The organism is Litchfieldella anticariensis FP35 = DSM 16096 (assembly GCF_000409775.1).
Taxonomy (GTDB): Bacteria; Pseudomonadota; Gammaproteobacteria; order Pseudomonadales; family Halomonadaceae; genus Litchfieldella; species Litchfieldella anticariensis.
Genome location: NZ_KE332377.1, coordinates 1187755 through 1206412, shown reverse-complemented (window position 1 = coordinate 1206412; position 18658 = coordinate 1187755). Strand labels below are relative to the sequence as shown.

Here is an 18658-nt window from a genome sequence, read left to right as displayed (position 1 = left end):
TCTCCTCGCATACCTGTGATCTGAATTGTCGAAAAGAGGCTCCCCCCGTGACTCAGCAAAAGCTCGAGACCGTCTTTGAGGATTGGCAAAGCAACGAAGCCCTTGCCGAGGAAATGATCCCGCTGCTGGGGACTCTGTATCGCAGATACAACATTGTCACTTCATTGTTTGGTCGTTCACTGATCAATCAATCGGTAATCCGTATTCTCAAGGATCACCGCTTCGTCAAGAAGGTCGAAGGCACCGAACTTTCGGTTCGTGACACCTTTCCCCTGGTCAAGGCCATGGTCGATCTCAACCTGGGGCCGGCGCATGTCGATGTCGGCAAGCTGGCAGTGGCCTTCAAGCATTCCGATGAGAATGATGTCACAGCGTTCCTCAAGACCGAACTCGCAGGAATCGTCGGCGGCCATGATGTGAATGGCAACAACGGTGAACCCAAGGATGTGGTGCTCTACGGTTTCGGGCGTATTGGCCGCATTCTGGCACGAATCCTGATCGAGAAGGCGGGCGGGGGAAATCTGCTGCGTCTTCGTGCCATCGTCGTGCGTGGGCGCGGCGATATTGGCAAGGATCTGGAGAAGCGGGCCAGCCTGTTGCGTCGCGACAGTGTGCATGGCCCCTTTGCCGGTTCGATTACCGTCGATGAAGAGAACAGTGCGCTGATCGCCAATGGTAACTACATCAAGGTCATCTACGCTAATTCTCCCAGCGAGGTCGATTACACGGCATATGGTATCGATAACGCCATCGTCGTCGACAATACTGGTTTGTGGCGTGACGAGGAAGGTCTTGGCCAGCACCTGGCCTGCAAGGGCATATCCAAGGCCTTGTTGACCGCGCCGGGCAAGGGTGATGTCAAGAACATCGTCTACGGTATCAATCATGAGGATATCACCGGCGACGATCGTATCGTCTCGGCAGCCTCCTGTACCACCAACGCCATCGTGCCCGTGCTCAAGGCGGTCAACGATCACTACGGTATCGATCATGGTCATGTCGAGACGGTACATGCCTACACCAATGACCAGAACCTGATCGACAACTATCACAAGGGCGATCGTCGCGGTCGTAGTGCACCGTTGAACATGGTGTTGACCGAAACCGGTGCCGCCAAGGCGGTGGCGAAGGCATTGCCCGAACTCACTGGCAAGCTGACAGGCAACGCGATTCGTGTTCCGACACCGAACGTGTCAATGGCGATTCTCAATTTGAACCTGCATCAGGAGGTCGATGCTGAGGAGATCAACGACTACCTGCGGCGTATGGCGATCCATTCGTCGATGCAGAAGCAGATCGACTATGTCGATTCTCCGGAGGTGGTGTCATCGGACTTCGTCGGCAACCGTCACGCAGGCATCGTCGATGCCAAGGCCACGATTGCCGATGGCAAGCATGTGGTGCTCTACGTTTGGTACGACAACGAGTTTGGCTATAGCTGCCAAGTGGTGCGCATTCTGCAGCATATGTCCAACGTTAGTTTCCTGGTGTTTCCCAAGGATCGTGACTAGAGCCGTAATCTATAAGGCGTAAGCCACAAAGAAACATGACTGCAAGCCGGGCGGCCTCGCGCCCGGCTTGTGGTTTGTCCTGAAAGGGCCTCGTGCTCAATTAATCACTGTTTCAACGAATTCGCGCCTTCTCCCCCCGCGACGCCTTCTTGTGCGTCTGCGACCTAAGCTCATGTGGCCTTTCCTTGCCCATGTCTTTATAATGCACGGGATTTTTGGGAAGGTCCGGTCAAGGCTGGGCTGTACTGCAACCTTCTGATAAGAAAAGCATTCGAATACCGTGGCGGCAGGCTGATACCGCTAGCAAGTATCCCACGCGTCTGCACGTCTTTCGAACACCTTTCCTAGAACATCAGATCCGATAACTGGGCGAGACGTATGATCGAAGTCAAACGAGGCCTGGATCTCCCCATCACGGGGACGCCCGAGCAGCGTATCGAGGATGCGCGACCGGTGCGCCACGTGGCTGTCTTGGGTACCGACTATGTTGGCATGAAGCCGACCATGGAGGTCCAGGAAGGGGATAGTGTCAAACTGGGCCAATTACTGTTCACTGACAAGAAGATCGAGGGAGTGCGCTTCACTGCACCGGCCGCAGGCGAGGTCGTGGCGATCAATCGTGGAGAAAAGCGCAAGCTGCTGTCGGTGGTGATCAAGATCGCAGAGAATGAAGAGGCAGTTGAGTTCACTGCCCATGGTCGTGACAAGCTGGAAAGCCTGGAACGCCAGGTCGTGGTCGATCAACTCGTGGAATCCGGCCTGTGGACAGCGCTGCGTACCCGGCCTTATTCACGCACACCGGCACTCGACGGTATTCCAGAGAATATTTTCGTCACCGCGATCGATACCCATCCGCTGAGTGCGGAGCCGTCCGATATCATCAATGAGCAGCCAGAGGCCTTCGAAGATGGCCTCAAAGTGTTGTCGCGCCTGACCGAGGGCAAGGTCTTCCTATGTACGTCGCCGGAAGCCAAGGTCCCGGGAAGCGATGTCGCTGGTGTTCAGGTCGAGACGTTCCGAGGTCCACATCCGGCGGGCTTGGTCGGTACGCATATCCACTTCCTGTCGCCAGTTTCCTTGCATAAGCGTGTCTGGCACATTGGCTATCAGGACGTCATTGCCTACGGCAAACTGTTTGCGCAAGGCAAGCTCGACGTCAGTCGTGTGGTTGCCGTGGGTGGTCCACGCGCCGAGACCCCTCGCCTGCTTCGCACACGAGTAGGGGCTAGCACCGATGAGCTCCTCGCAGGGGAAGTGATCAATCCTGACGATACGCGCGTGATCTCCGGCTCGGTGTTCTCGGGATTCACCGCCGAGGGTAGCCTGAAATACCTGGGGCGCTTCCACAATCAATTCAGCCTGCTCGAAGAAGGCAACAAGCGCGCCTTCATGGGCTGGTTGTCGCCGGGAACCAACCGCCATTCGGTAATGGGGATCTACCTCTCCAAGTTTTTTGGGTTGCACGACTATGCGCCCAATACCTCTACCAATGGGTCGGAGCGGGCCATGGTGCCGGTAGGTACTTACGAAGAAGTGATGCCGCTGGATATCCTGCCTACCCAGTTGCTGCGCTCGATGATCGTTGGCGATATCGAGGCCGCTATGCAGCTCGGTTGTCTGGAACTGGATGAAGAGGATCTGGCCCTGTGCACCTATGTATGTCCAGGCAAGTATGAATACGGTCCCATCCTGCGTGACAACCTGACCACGATCGAGAAAGAGGCCTGATGATGGGTATCCGACAGACACTCGACAATCTCGAGCCGCACTTCCACAAAGGTGGTAAGTACGAAAAGTTCTATCCTCTTTACGAAGCGGTCGACACCATTTTCTATGCGCCACCAAGCGTAACCAAGACCACGGCGCACGTGCGTGACGGTATCGATCTGAAGCGCATCATGATTACCGTCTGGCTGTGTACCTTCCCGGCGATGTTCTTCGGCATGTGGAATGCCGGGTGGCAAGCCAACATGGCCATCGCCAATGGGTACGGCTCAATGGATGGCTGGCGTGAGGCGATCATGATGGTATTCGCCAGCGGCCATGATGCCAGCAGCATTTGGGCCAACTTCGTACTGGGGGCAACCTACTTCCTGCCCATCTATCTGGTGACCTTCGTGGTTGGGGGCTTCTGGGAAGTGGTGTTCGCCGTCAAGCGCGGCCATGAAGTCAACGAAGGCTTCTTCGTCACTTCGGTGCTCTATGCGCTGATTCTGCCGGCTACCATTCCGTTGTGGCAGGTGGCACTTGGCATCACGTTTGGTGTGGTGATCGGCAAGGAAATTTTTGGGGGCACCGGCAAGAACTTCCTCAACCCGGCGCTCACTGGTCGCGCCTTTCTCTATTTTGCTTATCCGGCACAGATTTCCGGTGACGCAGTATGGGTGGCGGCCGATGGCTACACTGGTGCAACACCACTGTCGATGGCTTACCAAGATGGTATGGCTGCCTTGGTTCAGCAATACAGTTGGTGGGATGCTTTCCTCGGCTTCATTCCCGGCTCGATTGGTGAAACCTCGACACTTGCCATTCTGATCGGTGCCGCCGTGCTGCTGTGGACCAAGATCGCCTCCTGGCGCATCATGCTTGGTACCTTCCTGGGAATGGCAGCTACCAGTGCGCTGTTCAACCTGGTTGGCTCTGAGACCAATCCCATGTTTGCCATGTCGTGGTACTGGCATCTAGTTATCGGTGGCTTCGCCTTTGGTATGGTGTTCATGGCAACCGATCCTGTATCGGCTTCCATGACCAATCCGGGACGCTTGATCTTCGGCATCTTGATCGGGGTCATGACCGTGCTGATCCGTGTCGTCAACCCGGCTTTCCCCGAGGGCATCATGCTGGCTATCCTGTTCGCCAACCTGTTTGCCCCGTTGATCGATCACTTCTTTATCCAGGCCAACATCAAGCGTCGTATGCGGCGTACCGGTGAACTGGCTGAGGAGAGTGCCTGATGGCGATGAGCAACAACTCCATTCAGAAGATCCTGATCGTAGCCTTCGCGCTTTGTATCGTCTGCTCAGTGATCGTTTCCGCTGCAGCGGTGGCCTTGCGTCCACAACAGCAGTTCAACCAGGAGGCCGACCGCAAGACGAACATCCTGCAGGTCGCTGACCTGTACCAGCCTGGAGAGCCGATCAACGAGCAGTTCGAGAAGGTAACCCCGCGAGCCGTCGACCTGCGCTCCGGCGAATACACCGACGAGGTGAACCCAGCGAACTACGATGGCTTCTCTGCCGCTCGTGACCCGGCCCAGTCGCGTACTCTGTCGGGTGAACGCGACATTGCCGGTCTGTCACGTCAAGAGAACTACTCGGTAGTCTATCTGGTCGGGGATCCGCAGAATCCCGAGAAGATCATCCTACCGATCCGTGGCCAGGGGCTGTGGGGCTTGATGCGTGGCTACTTGGCGCTGAGCGGAGATGGCAATACCATCGAAGGCATCACATTCTATTCCCACTCCGAGACACCAGGCTTGGGAGGAGAGGTAGATAATCCACGCTGGAAGTCTCAGTGGGACGGCAAGCAGGTCTATGCCGACGGCGAACTAGGTGAGGGCAAACCGGACATCACCTTGGTCAAGGGTGGTGCCAGTGGTGAGACGGAAGTCGATGCCCTGTCGGGAGCCACCTTGACCAGCAAGGGGGTGACCAATCTAGTGCAGTTCTGGCTTGGAGAGGATGGCTTCGGCAAATACCTCGCCAAGTTCCGTGACTCTTCCGAAGGAGCCTAAGCATGTCAGCCGCAACTCCGAAAGGCGTCCTGCTGACGCCGCTTTTCAAGAACAACCCCATCGCATTGCAGATTCTTGGTATCTGCTCGGCCTTGGCGGTAACCAGCAGCATGAGTGTATCGCTGGTCATGGCGCTGGCGGTCATCGCGGTCACGGCGTTCTCCAACCTGTTCGTTTCGTTGATCCGCAATCACATTCCTTCGGCGATTCGCATCATCGTGCAAATGACCATCATTGCCTCTTTGGTGATCGTGGTCGATCAGGTGCTCAAGGCCTATGCCTATGAGATGTCCAAGCAGCTCTCGGTATTCGTTGGACTGATCATCACCAACTGTATCGTCATGGGCCGCGCCGAAGGCTTTGCCATGCAGAATGGGCCCGCGCTGTCGTTCCTCGACGGTATCGGCAACGGGCTTGGCTACGGCTTGATTTTGATGGTGGTGAGTTTCTTCCGTGAATTGCTGGGCTCCGGCAGCGTGTTCGGCTTCAGCGTGCTAGCTCCAGTACAAGATGGTGGCTGGTACGTACCCAACGGCTTGATGCTGCTGCCCCCTTCAGCGTTCTTCGTTATTGGCCTGATTATCTGGGTGCTGCGCAGCGTCAACCCGGAACAGGTGGAGGAGAACCAGTTCCAGATGAAGGAAAACTCCCAGCCGAAGGAGGCCGTGTAAATGCTCGACCATTACCTCAGTCTGTTCATCGCCTCAGTCTTCGTCGAGAACATGGCGTTGGCGTTCTTTCTTGGTATGTGTACCTTTCTGGCAGTTTCCAAGAAGGTCTCCTCGGCCATTGGCCTGGGTATTGCCGTGGTCGTGGTACTGGCCATCACCGTGCCGGTCAATAATCTCATCCTCACTTACCTACTCGATGAGGGAGCTCTGTCCTGGACCGGTGTCGCTGGAGCCGAGAACATTGACCTGTCGTTCCTTGGCTATCTGAGTTACATCGGTGTGATCGCGGCCATCGTGCAGATCCTCGAGATGTTCCTCGATAAGTACGTACCCGCGCTTTACAACGCCTTGGGTGTATTCCTGCCGCTGATCACAGTGAACTGCGCGATCCTGGGGGCCACCCTGTTCATGGTCGAGCGCAACTATACGTTCGGCGAATCGATGGTGTATGGCGCTGGTGCCGGTATTGGCTGGGCGCTGGCAATCACCGCCCTGGCAGGGATCCGTGAGAAGCTCAAGTACAGCGATGTACCGGCGGGCCTGCAAGGATTGGGAATTACCTTCATCACCGTCGGGCTGATGTCTCTGGGCTTCATGTCCTTCTCCGGTATCCAGCTCTAGGAATGCAACGATAGGAACCCGACATGGTTGATACAAATGTCATCTTGCTCGGCGTGATCATGTTCACCGTTATCGTCATTGCATTGACGCTGGTGATTCTGGCCGCGCGTAGCAAGCTCGTCAGCAGCGGGGACGTCTCCATCGAAATCAATGGTGACCCCGAAAACACCGTGACCACTCAGGCTGGTGGCAAGTTGCTGCAGACCCTGGCCGCGAATGGCATTTTTCTCTCTTCCGCTTGTGGCGGCGGCGGCTCCTGTGCTCAATGCAAATGCCGTGTAGAAGAGGGAGGCGGTGCCATTCTACCCACCGAGGAATCGGCCTTCACTCTGCGTGAGAAGAAGGATGGTTGGCGTCTGTCTTGCCAGGTGCCGGTCAAGCAGGACATGAAGATCGAAGTGCCTGAAGAAGTCTTTGGCGTCAAGAAATGGGAGTGTGAGGTCGTCTCTAACCCCAATGTCGCCACCTTCATCAAGGAGCTCAACCTCAAGCTTCCGGAAGGGGAGAATGTCGACTTCCGTGCCGGCGGTTATGTGCAGCTCGTGGCTCCTCCTTACGATGTCAAGTTCTCAGACTTCGATGTCGAGGAGGAATATCGCGGCGACTGGGAGAAATTCGACCTGTTCAAGATCTCCCACAAGAATGATGAAGAGGTCATCCGCGCCTATTCCATGGCGAACTATCCTGAAGAGAAGGGTATTCTCAAGTTCAATATCCGTATCGCCACACCACCTCCTGGTACCAATCACCCACCTGGCCTCATGTCGACCTATGTCTTCAATCTGAAGCCGGGTGACAAGGTCACGGTGATGGGACCCTTTGGCGAGTTCTTTGCCAAGGACACTGACGCCGAGATGGTGTTCATCGGTGGTGGTGCCGGTATGGCGCCAATGCGTAGCCATATCTTCGACCAGCTCAAACGGATCAAGACTAATCGCAAGATGTCGTTCTGGTACGGTGCGCGTTCCTGGCGCGAAACGTTCTATAACGACGAGTACGATCAGCTTGCCGAAGAGTTCGATAATTTCGAGTGGCACTTGGCGCTTTCCGATCCGTTACCGGAGGACAATTGGGAAGGCCCCACCGGCTTTATCCATAATGTTCTTTATGAGAACTACCTCAAGGATCACCCCGCACCGGAGGACTGCGAGTACTACATGTGTGGGCCTCCCATGATGAATGCTTCAGTGATCAAGATGCTGCTGGACTTAGGGGTCGAGCCCGAAAATATCATGCTGGACGATTTCGGCGGCTGATATCGGCACAGCTGTAGGCAGTCATCGGGGTCGACCTATGTGGGTCGGCCCCGATCACTTCACGTCGCGGTCACCCTTGCATGCCGGTTGTCATTGCACCGCCGCCATGCAAGGTGGACTGGTAGAAAGAACCAAATGCCAAGCAAAACAAAACATTGGTGCAATCTTCCTGTCGAATGCTGTAAAGGGGAATGAAGGAGGCATCGGGATGACGATCTGGCTGTTGGTGCTGGGTTTCATGCTGCTGATCGTAGGGGCCATGGCGATTGGCATCATCATGGGCCGCAAGCCCATCGCAGGTTCGTGTGGCGGCCTCAATAATCTCGGCTTGAAAGAAGGCTGTGAAGTGTGCGGTGGCAAAGACGAGATATGCGAAGAAGAAAATCGCAAGCGTAGCCAAAGCAGTACGCGCCGCCGTAGCGATGAGAACCGCGGTGCCGATTTAGGTTATGATGCCACGCGGAGATGATCGTGGTTGGCGGTTGCCGTCGAATTTGGCGCGATAGCTGTTGGAGCGGCTGTAGCCGCTATTGACGGGAAATGAACACGGTCAGTCTTCGTAGGGTGGAGAGAAGTTTTCGAAGGGACGAGCGAGGGAGCATCAAAGACTGATGGCAGTCCATAACTACGACGTGGTGGTGATCGGAACAGGTCCGGCAGGGGAAAGTGCAGCGATCAACGCCGCCAAGCATGGCAAGCGTGTGGCCGTGATAGAGAAGCAGCAAGCCGTGGGCGGTAACTGTACGCACTGGGGCACTATTCCTTCCAAGGCACTTCGCCACCAAGTCAAGCAGATCATGCAGTTCAACACTAACCGCATGTTCCGCGATATTGGCGAGCCACGCTGGTTTTCCTTTCCCAAGGTCCTCGAACGCTCGCGGGTAACCATCGACCAACAGGTGGAGATGCGTACCAAGTTCTATTCCCGCAATCGCATCGACCTGTTCTTTGGTGTAGCACGTTTCAAGGACGAGCACACCTTGATCGTGCGAGACAATCACGAAGGAGTCGAGGAACTTACCGCACAGAAGATCGTCATCGCCACTGGCTCACGTCCCTATCGCCCGGGTGATATCAACTTTCGCCATCCACGTATTTACTGCTCTGATACTATTCTAGGGCTATCCCACACTCCGCGAACTTTGATCATCTTCGGTGCCGGCGTGATCGGTAGTGAATATGCTTCGATCTTCTCCGGACTGGGGGTCAAAGTCGATCTGATTGATACCCGTGATCGGCTATTGTCATTTCTCGATGACGAAATCAGCGATGCTTTGTCTTATCACCTTCGCCAGCATGGTGTGCTGATTCGGCACAATGAGGATTACGAGCGTGTAGAAGGCGATGAGTCCGGGGTGGTGGTACACCTCAAGTCCGGCAAGCGTCTGCGTGCCGATGCTTTTTTGTGGGCTAACGGTCGTACCGGTAATACGGATAATCTGGGGTTGGAGAATATTGGCCTTGAGGCCAATGGTCGTGGACAGTTGCAGATTGATGACCACTATCGCACCGATATCCCGCATATCTATGCCGTGGGCGATGTGATCGGTTGGCCCAGTCTGGCCAGCGCAGCTTATGATCAAGGCAAGAATGCCAGTGATGATTTGGTCGATGATGAGTTCCGCTTTGTCGATGATGTCCCGACTGGTATTTACACCATCCCCGAGATTAGTTCCGTCGGCAAGAATGAGCGCGAACTCACCGAGGCCAAGGTGCCCTATGAGGTAGCTCAGGCCTTCTTCAAGGATACTGCTCGCGCTCAGATTACTGGTGATACCGTAGGCATGCTGAAGATCCTCTTCCACCGTGACACCCTGGAAATTCTGGGCATCCATTGCTTCGGTGACCAAGCCTCGGAGATCGTGCATATCGGTCAGGCGATCATGCAGCAGCAGGGTGAAGCCAATACCCTCAAATATTTCATTCATACCACCTTCAACTATCCGACCATGGCCGAAGCGTATCGTGTCGCCACACAAAATGGCCTGAATCGGTTGTTTTGAAAAGGAAAGATCGGCGCTACGCGCTTGCAAGAGAGAAGACATAAGACGGCACTTCGTGCCTTGAAGAGGGAAGAAAACCCCTTGTAGCTAGTGCATTAATACCCTCACACTGTTCTTCCTTCTTCCTTCTTCCTTCTTCCTTCTTCCTTCTTCCTTCTTCCTTCTTTAGTTCTTGTACCGATATACGCGCAGGCTTGGCAGAAATACCTCATCTTCCAGACGCTCATCACTGCGTTTGGCACGGGTACGCTTGTCGTTGGGGAAAGGTGGTGGAGTGTTGTGATCAGGCAGCTGCCCATTATGACTGGGGATGAACAACGGCAATGCCACATTCATTGCCCGGCGCAAGCGGCCATCGACGAGCGGTTCGCGAAAGAACAGGTTGGCACGCATCAGTGGCGCTTGCTTCTGCACCTGAGCCAGCGGTTCTCTATCCGGAATACCCGCTAGGCGCTGAAGTTGAATACGGATATGGGGAGCGTCTTGATCCAACGCCAATAGTTTCTTCTCAGCATCATGTACTGAGAGCTTCTTGATCGACCGGCCGCTGGAGTACCACGCCAGGCGTGCCCGGGAAAGCGGGGCATCGGCGACGGGCAGGGTTCGCCAGCACTGCTTCAGGTGCAGTCTTGCCAACCCTTGGCCCCGTAAGTGAGTATGCAGTGCAGGGTGACGGAAAGGCAGCACTGCCTTGAGTTCGGGAATGAGCGTTGCAGCTTCCTGCCGAATCCGCGCCAAAATGTCGGCAAAATTCGTCTTGGCCGCATTGACTCTGGTGACGTGCTCGAGTAAATCCTCGTCAGCGGCGATCAGCCCCACGTAGCTGCGCGTTACACGCCCGTCTTGCCCATCCTGGTACCAGAAATCCAGTAGTGCGGCTCGTAGCCAGTCAGCATTTGGAGTTGGGCTGTGTAGAGCCCAGGCTGCTCTAGGATGCTGTCGGTAGCAGGCCACTAGGGCTTCAATGCACTCGATGGTGTCGTCGAAGGTGGCTTCCAGTTCTGCCAACAGCCGATAGGCGGGCTTCATGGCAATAGACGCTTCACTCTTGCTGTCCACGTTCGGCACGTAGGATCATCTCATCGATATCGGTCTCGTCCATAGCGGATTCACCTGCAATCCGATGCGATTCGTCTGCCCAAGCGCCCAAGTCTAGCAGCTTGCAGCGTTTGGAGCAGAAAGGACGATAGAGGTTCTCTTCGATCCACAACACTTTGGCATGGCATTGAGGGCATGCCACTTCCAAGGGGCGGGATGACTGTTCTTGATTCATGATGATTCGACAGGTTGAAAGCGTATCGATAAGGATGCCGAATTACGCTTCTTCGCACAATGCCCGATATTTGCGATCCAGTTCGGCGACCTGACGCTCCAGTGCCTGAGGATCACCGCTATTGTCGATGATGTCATCAGCGCGTGCCAGGCGTTCACTGCGAGACATTTGAGCAGCGATAATAGCACGTGCCTGCGCTTCATCGACATCGTCGCGGCTGGTAGTACGTGAGATCTGTAGGCTTTCGGGGATATCGATCGCTAGTGTCCGGTCCGCCAGTTCATGCTGTCCGGATTCGAATAGTAAAGGGGAAATCAGCAGGTGATAGGGGGCCGCACTGGCTCGCATGCGTTGCAGGCATCCCAACAGGCGCTGACGTATCCTTGGATGAGTTACCGATTCCAGCCAGTGCCGTTCAGTACTGTCACGAAAGACGATCTCTCGCAGAGCACGGCGGTTGAGGCGACCATCCTTGGTGAGTACCTTGTTGCCGTAGCGTGCAGTGATCTCGGCCAGTGCTGGTTCGCCGGGCTCGACGACCTCACGAGCCACATCATCAGCATCCACCCAGGGAATGCCGTGTGCGGCAAAGGCGCGCGCTACGGTCGACTTGCCTGAAGCGATACCTCCAGTCACCCCAATGGTAAGCCGACTTTTCATGACAATACTCCTTGATACCAGGCTATTAACGGCGTGCCGGTGAGCAAGGCAATCCAGCCAGCCATGGCCAGGAAAGGGCCGAATGGCATGGGAGTACCACGCAAGCGCGGCATGGCAAGTTGTGCAGTTACTCCGACCAAGGCACCAACACCGGCCGACAGCAGTAGTAGGAGTGGCAGATTCTGCCAGCCTAACCAAGCTCCTAATGCTGCCATTAGCTTGAAATCGCCGTAACCCATGCCTTCCTTACCGGTCACGAGTTTGAATAACCAGTAAAACCCCCACAGTACCAAGTAGCCGGCCATGGCACCGATTACTGCACTCTGCAGCATCAGTGGCTGGAACAACAGGTGATAGAGCAGTCCTGTCCAGAGTAGCGGCAGGGTAACCACATCGGGTAACAACTGGGTACGAAAATCGATAACGGCAAGGACCAGTAATGAGAGGCAGGCACCAATCAAGAATAGTGAGGCGAGGTTTGCCCCATGGATCGCTACCACTGCCAGTGTCAGTGCTCCTCCTGCCAACTCGATCAGAGGATATTGAGGGCTGATGCGCTTCCCGCAAGTGGCGCAGCGACCGCGTCGCTTCAGATAGCCCAGCAAGGGAATATTGTCGTGCCAGGCGATTGGTGTTCCGCAGCGGGGGCATTGCGATGGTGGGCTAAGCAGATTGAAGCGGGGAAGCTCTTCCGCTTCCAGTTCCAGGGCTTCACGTGCTTCGGCCCGCCAGCCGTACATCAGCATCACCGGCAGACGCGTAATCACGACGTTGAGAAAGCTGCCCAGACATAGCCCAAAAACAGCGGCCAACGGCCAGAGCAGTGAGGGAGAGATATCCATGAACAAATAAACAGCTCCAATCCAACATCAAATAGTTTGACCCCGGCGGCACCTTATAGGGCCGTACCGAGTTCAAAGATCGGCAAATACATGGACACTACCAAACCACCCACCAGTACCCCGAGTACCACGATAATAAAGGGTTCCAGCAGAGAGGTCAGGGCGTCAACTTTATTGTCGACCTCCTCTTCATAGTAATCGGCCACGCGATTGAGCATGGCATCCAATGCCCCGGATTCCTCGCCGATGCTAACCATCTGCACTGCCAGCGCCGGAAATTGTCCGGTCAGTCGCATGGCGAAGTGCAATTGCTGTCCAGCGGCGACGTTCTCGCGAATTTGTTGGATGGCTCGCTCATGGACCTTGTTGCTGCAGGCTCCCGCTGCAGTTTCCAGCGATTCAACCAGCGGCACCCCTGCACCAAACGTCGTGGCCAGGGTGCGCGAATAGCGTGCCACCGAAGACTTGTCGAGAATGTCACCGACTACCGGAATTTTTAGTGACAAGGCATGCATACGATAGGCGAAGGCTTCGGAATGCTGGACGCCATGGCGCACGATTAACACCATGGCTACTAACAGTCCGATACCCCACAGCCAGTAGCGTTGGGTGAAATCAGACATGGCAAGGGTCATCTGTGTCATGGCAGGTAGCTCAGCACCAAAGCCATGAAACAAGCTCTCGAATTGCGGTATTACCTTGGTCAGCAATAACACTGTGACACCAACGCCCACGGCTACCACTGCTGCAGGGTAATAAAGTGCCTTTTTGACACGTCCCTTGAGTGACTCGATCTTTTCCTTGTGACTTGCTACCCGCTCTAGCATGCGATCCAGCGAGCCAGATTGCTCACCTGCACCGACCATGTTGGTGAATAAGCGGTCGAAGTGTTGTGGATGCCTGCGCAGTGCATCAGAGAAACTGGAGCCTGCAGCCACCTCGTTCATCAATTCCTGTACCAAAGCGCTCATAGCTGGCTTTTTGAGACTGTCGGCCACTACGGCGAAGGCTTGCAATACAGGTACTCCAGCGCGGATCATGGTTGCCATTTGGCGGGCAAACAGCATGATGTCACGGGGCTTGATCTTTCCTACACCACCGGTCAATCCACTTCGACGTCGAATCGACTTGACCGCGATATTCTGGCCCGACAATTCGCGCTCCACCTCTGTCTTGTGGCCAGCGACAATCTCGCCGCTGACTCTATGACCATTGGGCCCTTTGCCAGCCCAGCGCCAGCGGTATAGCTTGATCCGCTGTGGCGCTCTCATCTGCTGTGTCGCCATATTTTTCCCTACGTCTTGTTGACGTCATTTTATGTTGTTGCTTCTGTTGTCATGGGAGTGCAGCGTGCTGCATCCTCCGATTCGTCAATCTTTGGTGACCCGATTGATCTCCTCAAGGCTGGTTACGCCTTGCAATACTTTCATAAGACCGCTGCGGCGCAGATCGGGATGCCCCTCATGACGTGCTTGGGCAGCTAGTTCCAAGGCATTGCCTTGGCGCATGATCAACTGGCTCATGGCGTCGCTGATTGGGACCACCTCGTAAATACCCACCCGTCCCTTGTAGCCCAACGTGCATTGGCTGCAGCCTATCGGTTGGTAGATCGTTGCCTGGTCGATATCCTCTTCGATAAGGCCCTCCGCGAGTAACGTCTCGCGGGGAATTTCCACTCGTTGACGGCAATGCGGGCACAGCTTGCGTGCCAGACGTTGGGCGATGATCAAAGATATGGAACTGGCGATATTGAATGGTGCAACGCCCATGTTCTGTAGTCGTGTCAGGGTCTCTGCTGCAGAATTGGTATGTACGGTTGAGAGCACTAGATGACCCGTCTGCGAGGCTTTGACGGCGATTTCGGCGGTTTCCAGGTCGCGAATCTCGCCAACCATCACCACGTCTGGATCCTGGCGCAGGAATGCGCGTAGGGCACTTGCAAAATCAAGGCCGATCTGAGGGTGCACATTAACCTGGTTGACTCCCGGCACCTTGAGTTCTACCGGGTCTTCGGCGGTGGATATATTGCGCTCGGTGGTGTTGAGGATATTGATCCCGGTATAAAGTGTTACTGTCTTGCCGCTCCCAGTGGGGCCAGTTACCAGAATCATGCCTTGCGGATAGTTCAGGACTTCCTCGTACATGCATTGTTGTTCCGGGGTGAGTCCCAACGTATCGATACCCATCTGGGCTGATGCAGGATCCAGAATGCGTAGTACGATTTTTTCTCCGTATACAGTAGGCAATGAGTTAACACGGAAGTCTATAGAGCGATTCTTCGACAAGCGCAGCTGGATGGCACCGTCCTGTGGGAGACGGCGCTCCGAGATGTCCAGACGGGCCATGACCTTCAGCCGTGCTGTAATGCGGGCACGCATCCCGAATGGTGGCCTCGCCACTTCCAGTAGCATTCCATCGATACGAAAGCGAATGCGGAAACTGGTTTCGTAAGGTTCGAAATGGATGTCTGAAGCTCCGCGACGAATACCGTCAAGCAGGATCTTGTTAACGAAACGTATTACTGGCGCATCGTCGTTACCGGCGATAATGGCGGTGGAGTCTTCAGGGGCGTATTCGTCGAACTCCAGCTCTCCAAAAACATCGGTGGCGTCTTCTATCTCATCTAGCATGAAGGCGCTGTCAGTGTGGGAGAGGTAATTTTCCAGGGCCGGTGCGAGTTGATCAGTAGGGGCCAGCACACCTTCCACCAACAGGCCAGTAGCGAACTGTAGCTCGTCAAGCATTGCCAGGGTCGAAGGGTAGGGAATGGCCACGGTGAGATGATGCTCATCACGATACAGCGGCATCGCTGATAGCTTGCGTAGCACCTTTTCAGGAAGCTCGCTGGCAGGTGGCAGGCCGTCGAGTTTGAGTGCGTCTAAATCAATGAGCGGCAAGCCGTACTCCCAGGCAGCGGCGAATGCCGCCTGGCGGGCAGTTACCAGCCCGCTTTCCACCACATGCTGCATCAGCGATACGTCTGCTTCGTGGGCCTCGATCTCAGCACGACAGGCAGCAGGTTCGGATAGAGCCCCCTCGGACACCAAGCGTCGTGACAAGCCACGCGGTACGGCCCGGTTAGCAGTCATGGTTAGCGAAGAACCTGCTTCCCCATGGTGCAACGAGTCACGGGCGGTGATAGTTGATGTCTCGACCCCGCGTGAGCCCACTGGTGGCGTGGCGTCATGCATGATGTATGTTCCCTGGTAGGTCCTGCTCAATGTTTATTCCGATGTAGGGGCAGGCTTCTTTATTATTTGTATTCTAGCGGCATTATGCCGTAGTAAGTAATCCGTCGTTACATGATGCATATCAGATTTTCAACGCCTTTTTCCCCTTTTGCCTCTCGTACAAGAATGAGAAGCTAGTTAGCCTGCTCTTGGTATCGTCGTAATGTTAAAAAGTGTGTTTTTGTGTCATTGTTAGTTTCTGGTTAAGAGATTGTTGTGTCGCAGCTAGCTAACTTTCCTGCTGGCGGCGTTGAAAGAAAACAAATTCGATTGAAGCAAGCTCATACGTTTCCGGTGTATGACTAGGCCTAAGGCGGAAGCCTTGGTACTCTGATCGTAAGCCTATGTGGTGAATTGATAGTAAACGAAACGCAGTGACTATACGGTTCATGATCAGGCGAGGTACTGAAAAGAGTTCAGTGTGGCATTCTATGGCGCTATGGGCCGGACGGGAACGAGCCATGAAGAGGACGGTGGGGTGAGAGGGAGTATGAAAGAGGCTCAGACTGGCTTCACTCTGATCGAGTTGCTGATCGTGGTGGCAATCATCGGGGTTTTGTCTGTCATTGCGATTCCGCAATATACGAATTATCAGGATAGTGCTGCTGAAGCTGCATGTAAGCAAGAACTTGCCGCAGCAAGAACTGTACTTTCCGTTCAAGGAGATTTGGACGACTACAGGTGGTCAGCATGCCGAGATGATCCCGCTCCTGGTGTCAATGAGACAGGTACTGAGCTCGAAGGGGCAACAGCCGAGAGGGATAATATTCAAGTTTCAGTTCCTATTGGTGCGTCAATCGATATTGGTAGTATTTAAGATGATGTCTATTACAAGGGCTTTGTGAAAAAGTTAGGGTGATACTAGCTCCATTACCCTTTTGAGTTGAGGTATGCCTGGATCATCGTTACCTTCGAAGCCTGGAAGGTTGCTGAAATTTTCATCATAGTGAAAACCTCCAGCGCCTGAGATTTCTGCCTTGCGAGCGTTGATAGAGCCGAACATGTCGCCGCTGCCGTGAATATCCACTTTCGAGTAGGGCGCGATTACCTGGCCAAAAAAAGCCGAAGCACCTCCAATTAGAACACCACTCTTGCTATTTTCTTGATCCAGTGAATCGCGATAATTGGACACGACGGAGAAGATAGGAACGGTTTTATCGTTGACTCGTTTGGTGGGTTTTTCATCGCTAACTGTGATGCCACTGCCCAAATTGAACTGGCCGCTGGTCACGATGCGTAGGGTACTGCCCTTGCTGATAATGAAGCCCCCGCCGCCAATGTTGGTTTCCCTATCGATTACCATGATCATATCCACTGGTCGATCGGTAGTTCCAATGACAAAACGTACATTGCCTTCCAGAGAAAAGCTGTCGAATCTGGCGATATGGGCAGTTTGCCCGTCGATTTCCTTCCGTTCGACCGTGACGTCCAGGGGCCCATTAGGGTCGTGTAAGCCATTGGAGGAAAGCACGACATTCCGTTCTCTGCCATCAAGCAATAATGTGCCGGAGGAGGCGATGTCAGTGAACTCCTCCCTCGTTATCCAGTCGTCGACATTCAACGTGTCGCATTCTGCTGCTGTGGCCACCGAAGATAAAGGTGCAATCGCTGCTCCACCGACGACTTCCCGGTGGGTACCGCTGATAACGTCATCCAGATTGGAACTGTAGGGGGGATCGATCTCGTCGGCGGTAACATTGCCCCTGACTTTCGAACCCCAGTTGAGTTCGATGCGTTCATTGGACTCTACATTGCCATGCGTGGTGCCATTGGCGATCACATTACCGGTTGCTTGGATGTTGCCAAAGACCCGGCCATTTTCCTGCCGTTCTTCGTACCACCAGTCCTCACCGCGAATATCGACATCGCCGTTGGCCATGATATCGCCGATAACTGGCGCTGATCCCGTTGCAGCCACGTCTCCTGATGCTTTTACGTGTCCGAATACCGGTGCGCTACCCGCTAGGGTCACGGGCATGTCTGACACTTGACTCGCGATCAGTACCATATTGCCACGGCTGTTATCATTGATTCCGTAAGAACCTGCAAGAGAGTCGTAACTGTCGATGATACCGCTACCGGATATCGTCATACCTTCGCAGGTCATGACTCCCTCAAAGGGAAAGCTAGTGGCTCCCGGGATAGTGAAAAGTACGCGTACCGTGCGTCTAGCTTGATGGCCTCTCTGGCCGAAACGCCCCTCACTGGTTAGCCAGAAGCCACTGCCGGACAAATTGCTATCACTGGCATCAGTCTGGCTAGGATGGTAGGCACTGAGCTGCCAGCGGTAGCTTCCTGGCCCTCCATGCAGGGAGCCAGGCTCCCAGGCGACGTTGGCTACCTCGAACGCCGCATTGGCTTTTCGGAGCGCGTGCTCCCTGTCTCCATCGTTAGCATCCTCAATGCGCTGGGTGGCTTGGGTGGCGGCCTCGATCAACGCAGCCAGGGCATCATCGCCGGTCAGATCCTCAAAAGTGAAACCCGATGTGTCGGGGGCTTGTAACGCCCGAAAGAAATCGGCGACTCCCGCCTCCGCCTCATTCAAAGCCAGCACATACTCGCGGTAGTTGCCTGCCACTCGTTCACTGGACAAGGAGGACTGATATGCACTGAGCGCCAACAGTGTGGTAACGATAAGAAGAATCAATGCAACGACCAGGGCGGCTCCATGGTCTCGCCGCCCGCCGTACAATGTGCTGCAACTTGTCACAACTGGCGATACAAGGGGTGATGGAAACCCCATTGCCGAGCAGCGGCATCCAGTAATGAGACTGTGGCGAGATGCCATATCTCGATCACGGTGTTTTCTGCTGACGACATCGGCGATATCGGGCATCATGCGTCCGATTTCACACGAA

General features: G+C 54.8%; 17 protein-coding genes. 10 read left to right on the top strand and 7 right to left on the bottom strand.

All coding sequences use genetic code 11. The annotated features are described in order from the left end of the window. Window positions 1-47: 47 nt before the first annotated feature. The 9 genes from L861_RS05655 (at window position 48) to sthA (ending at window position 9795) form a co-directional block, all read left to right on the top strand. Window positions 48-1511, top strand: coding sequence for a glyceraldehyde-3-phosphate dehydrogenase (locus tag L861_RS05655; protein WP_016415609.1), 1464 nt, complete (start codon window positions 48-50; stop codon window positions 1509-1511). A gap of 378 nt (window positions 1512-1889) precedes the next feature. Continuing rightward, complete coding sequence (locus tag L861_RS05650) at window positions 1890-3239, top strand: Na(+)-translocating NADH-quinone reductase subunit A (protein WP_016415608.1); 1350 nt, start codon at window positions 1890-1892, stop codon at window positions 3237-3239. Further along, on the top strand, window positions 3239-4465 hold the full coding sequence (locus L861_RS05645) for an NADH:ubiquinone reductase (Na(+)-transporting) subunit B (RefSeq protein ID WP_016415607.1): 1227 nt from the start codon (window positions 3239-3241) through the stop codon (window positions 4463-4465). The genes L861_RS05650 and L861_RS05645 overlap by 1 nt, the downstream gene beginning before the upstream one ends. Continuing rightward, complete coding sequence (locus L861_RS05640) at window positions 4465-5244, top strand: Na(+)-translocating NADH-quinone reductase subunit C (protein WP_016415606.1); 780 nt, start codon at window positions 4465-4467, stop codon at window positions 5242-5244. The genes L861_RS05645 and L861_RS05640 overlap by 1 nt, the downstream gene beginning before the upstream one ends. Before the next feature lie 2 nt (window positions 5245-5246). Continuing rightward, the gene (locus L861_RS05635) at window positions 5247-5915 is read left to right on the top strand and encodes an NADH:ubiquinone reductase (Na(+)-transporting) subunit D (RefSeq protein WP_016415605.1); all 669 of its coding nucleotides are present in this window, start codon (window positions 5247-5249) and stop codon (window positions 5913-5915) included. Next, window positions 5916-6536, top strand: a complete 621-nt coding sequence (gene nqrE, locus L861_RS05630; RefSeq protein ID WP_016415604.1) for an NADH:ubiquinone reductase (Na(+)-transporting) subunit E — start codon at window positions 5916-5918, stop codon at window positions 6534-6536. A gap of 23 nt (window positions 6537-6559) precedes the next feature. Continuing rightward, a complete protein-coding gene (nqrF, locus tag L861_RS05625; protein WP_016415603.1) occupies window positions 6560-7792 on the top strand; it encodes an NADH:ubiquinone reductase (Na(+)-transporting) subunit F in 1233 nt (410 codons plus the stop codon). Window positions 7793-8000: 208 nt separating this feature from the next. After that, window positions 8001-8261 carry a (Na+)-NQR maturation NqrM gene (gene nqrM, locus L861_RS05620; RefSeq protein WP_016415602.1) on the top strand — a complete coding sequence of 87 codons (261 nt, stop codon included), beginning with the start codon at window positions 8001-8003 and terminating at the stop codon, window positions 8259-8261. A 142-nt stretch (window positions 8262-8403) separates the two neighbouring features. Further along, the gene (sthA, locus tag L861_RS05615) at window positions 8404-9795 is read left to right on the top strand and encodes a Si-specific NAD(P)(+) transhydrogenase (RefSeq protein WP_016415601.1); all 1392 of its coding nucleotides are present in this window, start codon (window positions 8404-8406) and stop codon (window positions 9793-9795) included. A 165-nt stretch (window positions 9796-9960) separates the two neighbouring features. On the opposite strand, the gene L861_RS05610 is transcribed toward sthA, so the two are convergent. The 6 genes from L861_RS05610 to pilB all read right to left on the bottom strand — a co-directional run bounded on the left by L861_RS05610 (window position 9961) and on the right by pilB (window position 15659). Further along, window positions 9961-10824, bottom strand: a complete 864-nt coding sequence (locus tag L861_RS05610; RefSeq protein WP_016415600.1) for a hypothetical protein — start codon at window positions 10822-10824, stop codon at window positions 9961-9963. A gap of 13 nt (window positions 10825-10837) precedes the next feature. After that, window positions 10838-11068: a DNA gyrase inhibitor YacG gene (gene yacG, locus L861_RS05605; RefSeq protein WP_016415599.1), complete on the bottom strand. Its 231-nt coding sequence runs from the start codon at window positions 11066-11068 to the stop codon at window positions 10838-10840. A gap of 42 nt (window positions 11069-11110) precedes the next feature. Continuing rightward, a complete protein-coding gene (gene coaE / locus L861_RS05600; RefSeq protein ID WP_016415598.1) occupies window positions 11111-11728 on the bottom strand; it encodes a dephospho-CoA kinase in 618 nt (205 codons plus the stop codon). Next, on the bottom strand, window positions 11725-12570 hold the full coding sequence (locus tag L861_RS05595; protein WP_016415597.1) for a prepilin peptidase: 846 nt from the start codon (window positions 12568-12570) through the stop codon (window positions 11725-11727). The genes coaE and L861_RS05595 overlap by 4 nt, the downstream gene beginning before the upstream one ends. Window positions 12571-12623: 53 nt before the next feature. Then, entirely contained in the window at window positions 12624-13856 is a 1233-nt protein-coding gene (locus tag L861_RS05590; protein WP_016415596.1) for a type II secretion system F family protein, read from the bottom strand. A gap of 84 nt (window positions 13857-13940) precedes the next feature. After that, entirely contained in the window at window positions 13941-15659 is a 1719-nt protein-coding gene (pilB, locus tag L861_RS05585; protein WP_027948170.1) for a type IV-A pilus assembly ATPase PilB, read from the bottom strand. 631 nt (window positions 15660-16290) lie between these two features. On the opposite strand from pilB, the gene L861_RS25280 reads away from it, so the two are divergent. Continuing rightward, a complete protein-coding gene (locus L861_RS25280; protein ID WP_081645797.1) occupies window positions 16291-16617 on the top strand; it encodes a pilin in 327 nt (108 codons plus the stop codon). Between the two features lie 33 nt (window positions 16618-16650). Here the strand turns inward: L861_RS25280 and L861_RS05575 are convergent, their stop codons facing one another. Further along, complete coding sequence (locus L861_RS05575) at window positions 16651-18639, bottom strand: PilX N-terminal domain-containing pilus assembly protein (protein ID WP_161629079.1); 1989 nt, start codon at window positions 18637-18639, stop codon at window positions 16651-16653. Between the last annotated feature and the right edge of the window lie 19 nt (window positions 18640-18658).

Excerpts from the sequence above, each read along its gene's own strand:
- L861_RS05650 (WP_016415608.1), top strand. The coding sequence starts at position 1,890 with ATGATCGAAGTCAAACGAGGCCTGGATCTCCCCATCACGGGGACGCCC.
- L861_RS05645 (WP_016415607.1), top strand. The coding sequence starts at position 3,239 with ATGATGGGTATCCGACAGACACTCGACAATCTCGAGCCGCACTTCCAC.
- L861_RS05640 (WP_016415606.1), top strand. The coding sequence starts at position 4,465 with ATGGCGATGAGCAACAACTCCATTCAGAAGATCCTGATCGTAGCCTTC.
- L861_RS05635 (WP_016415605.1), top strand. The coding sequence starts at position 5,247 with ATGTCAGCCGCAACTCCGAAAGGCGTCCTGCTGACGCCGCTTTTCAAG.
- nqrE (WP_016415604.1), top strand. The coding sequence starts at position 5,916 with ATGCTCGACCATTACCTCAGTCTGTTCATCGCCTCAGTCTTCGTCGAG.
- nqrF (WP_016415603.1), top strand. The coding sequence starts at position 6,560 with ATGGTTGATACAAATGTCATCTTGCTCGGCGTGATCATGTTCACCGTT.
- nqrM (WP_016415602.1), top strand. The coding sequence starts at position 8,001 with ATGACGATCTGGCTGTTGGTGCTGGGTTTCATGCTGCTGATCGTAGGG.
- sthA (WP_016415601.1), top strand. The coding sequence starts at position 8,404 with ATGGCAGTCCATAACTACGACGTGGTGGTGATCGGAACAGGTCCGGCA.
- L861_RS05610 (WP_016415600.1), bottom strand. The coding sequence starts at position 10,824 with ATGAAGCCCGCCTATCGGCTGTTGGCAGAACTGGAAGCCACCTTCGAC.
- yacG (WP_016415599.1), bottom strand. The coding sequence starts at position 11,068 with ATGAATCAAGAACAGTCATCCCGCCCCTTGGAAGTGGCATGCCCTCAA.
- coaE (WP_016415598.1), bottom strand. The coding sequence starts at position 11,728 with ATGAAAAGTCGGCTTACCATTGGGGTGACTGGAGGTATCGCTTCAGGC.
- L861_RS05595 (WP_016415597.1), bottom strand. The coding sequence starts at position 12,570 with ATGGATATCTCTCCCTCACTGCTCTGGCCGTTGGCCGCTGTTTTTGGG.
- L861_RS05590 (WP_016415596.1), bottom strand. The coding sequence starts at position 13,856 with ATGGCGACACAGCAGATGAGAGCGCCACAGCGGATCAAGCTATACCGC.
- pilB (WP_027948170.1), bottom strand. The coding sequence starts at position 15,659 with ATGACTGCTAACCGGGCCGTACCGCGTGGCTTGTCACGACGCTTGGTG.
- L861_RS25280 (WP_081645797.1), top strand. The coding sequence starts at position 16,291 with ATGAAAGAGGCTCAGACTGGCTTCACTCTGATCGAGTTGCTGATCGTG.
- L861_RS05575 (WP_161629079.1), bottom strand. The coding sequence starts at position 18,639 with ATGATGCCCGATATCGCCGATGTCGTCAGCAGAAAACACCGTGATCGA.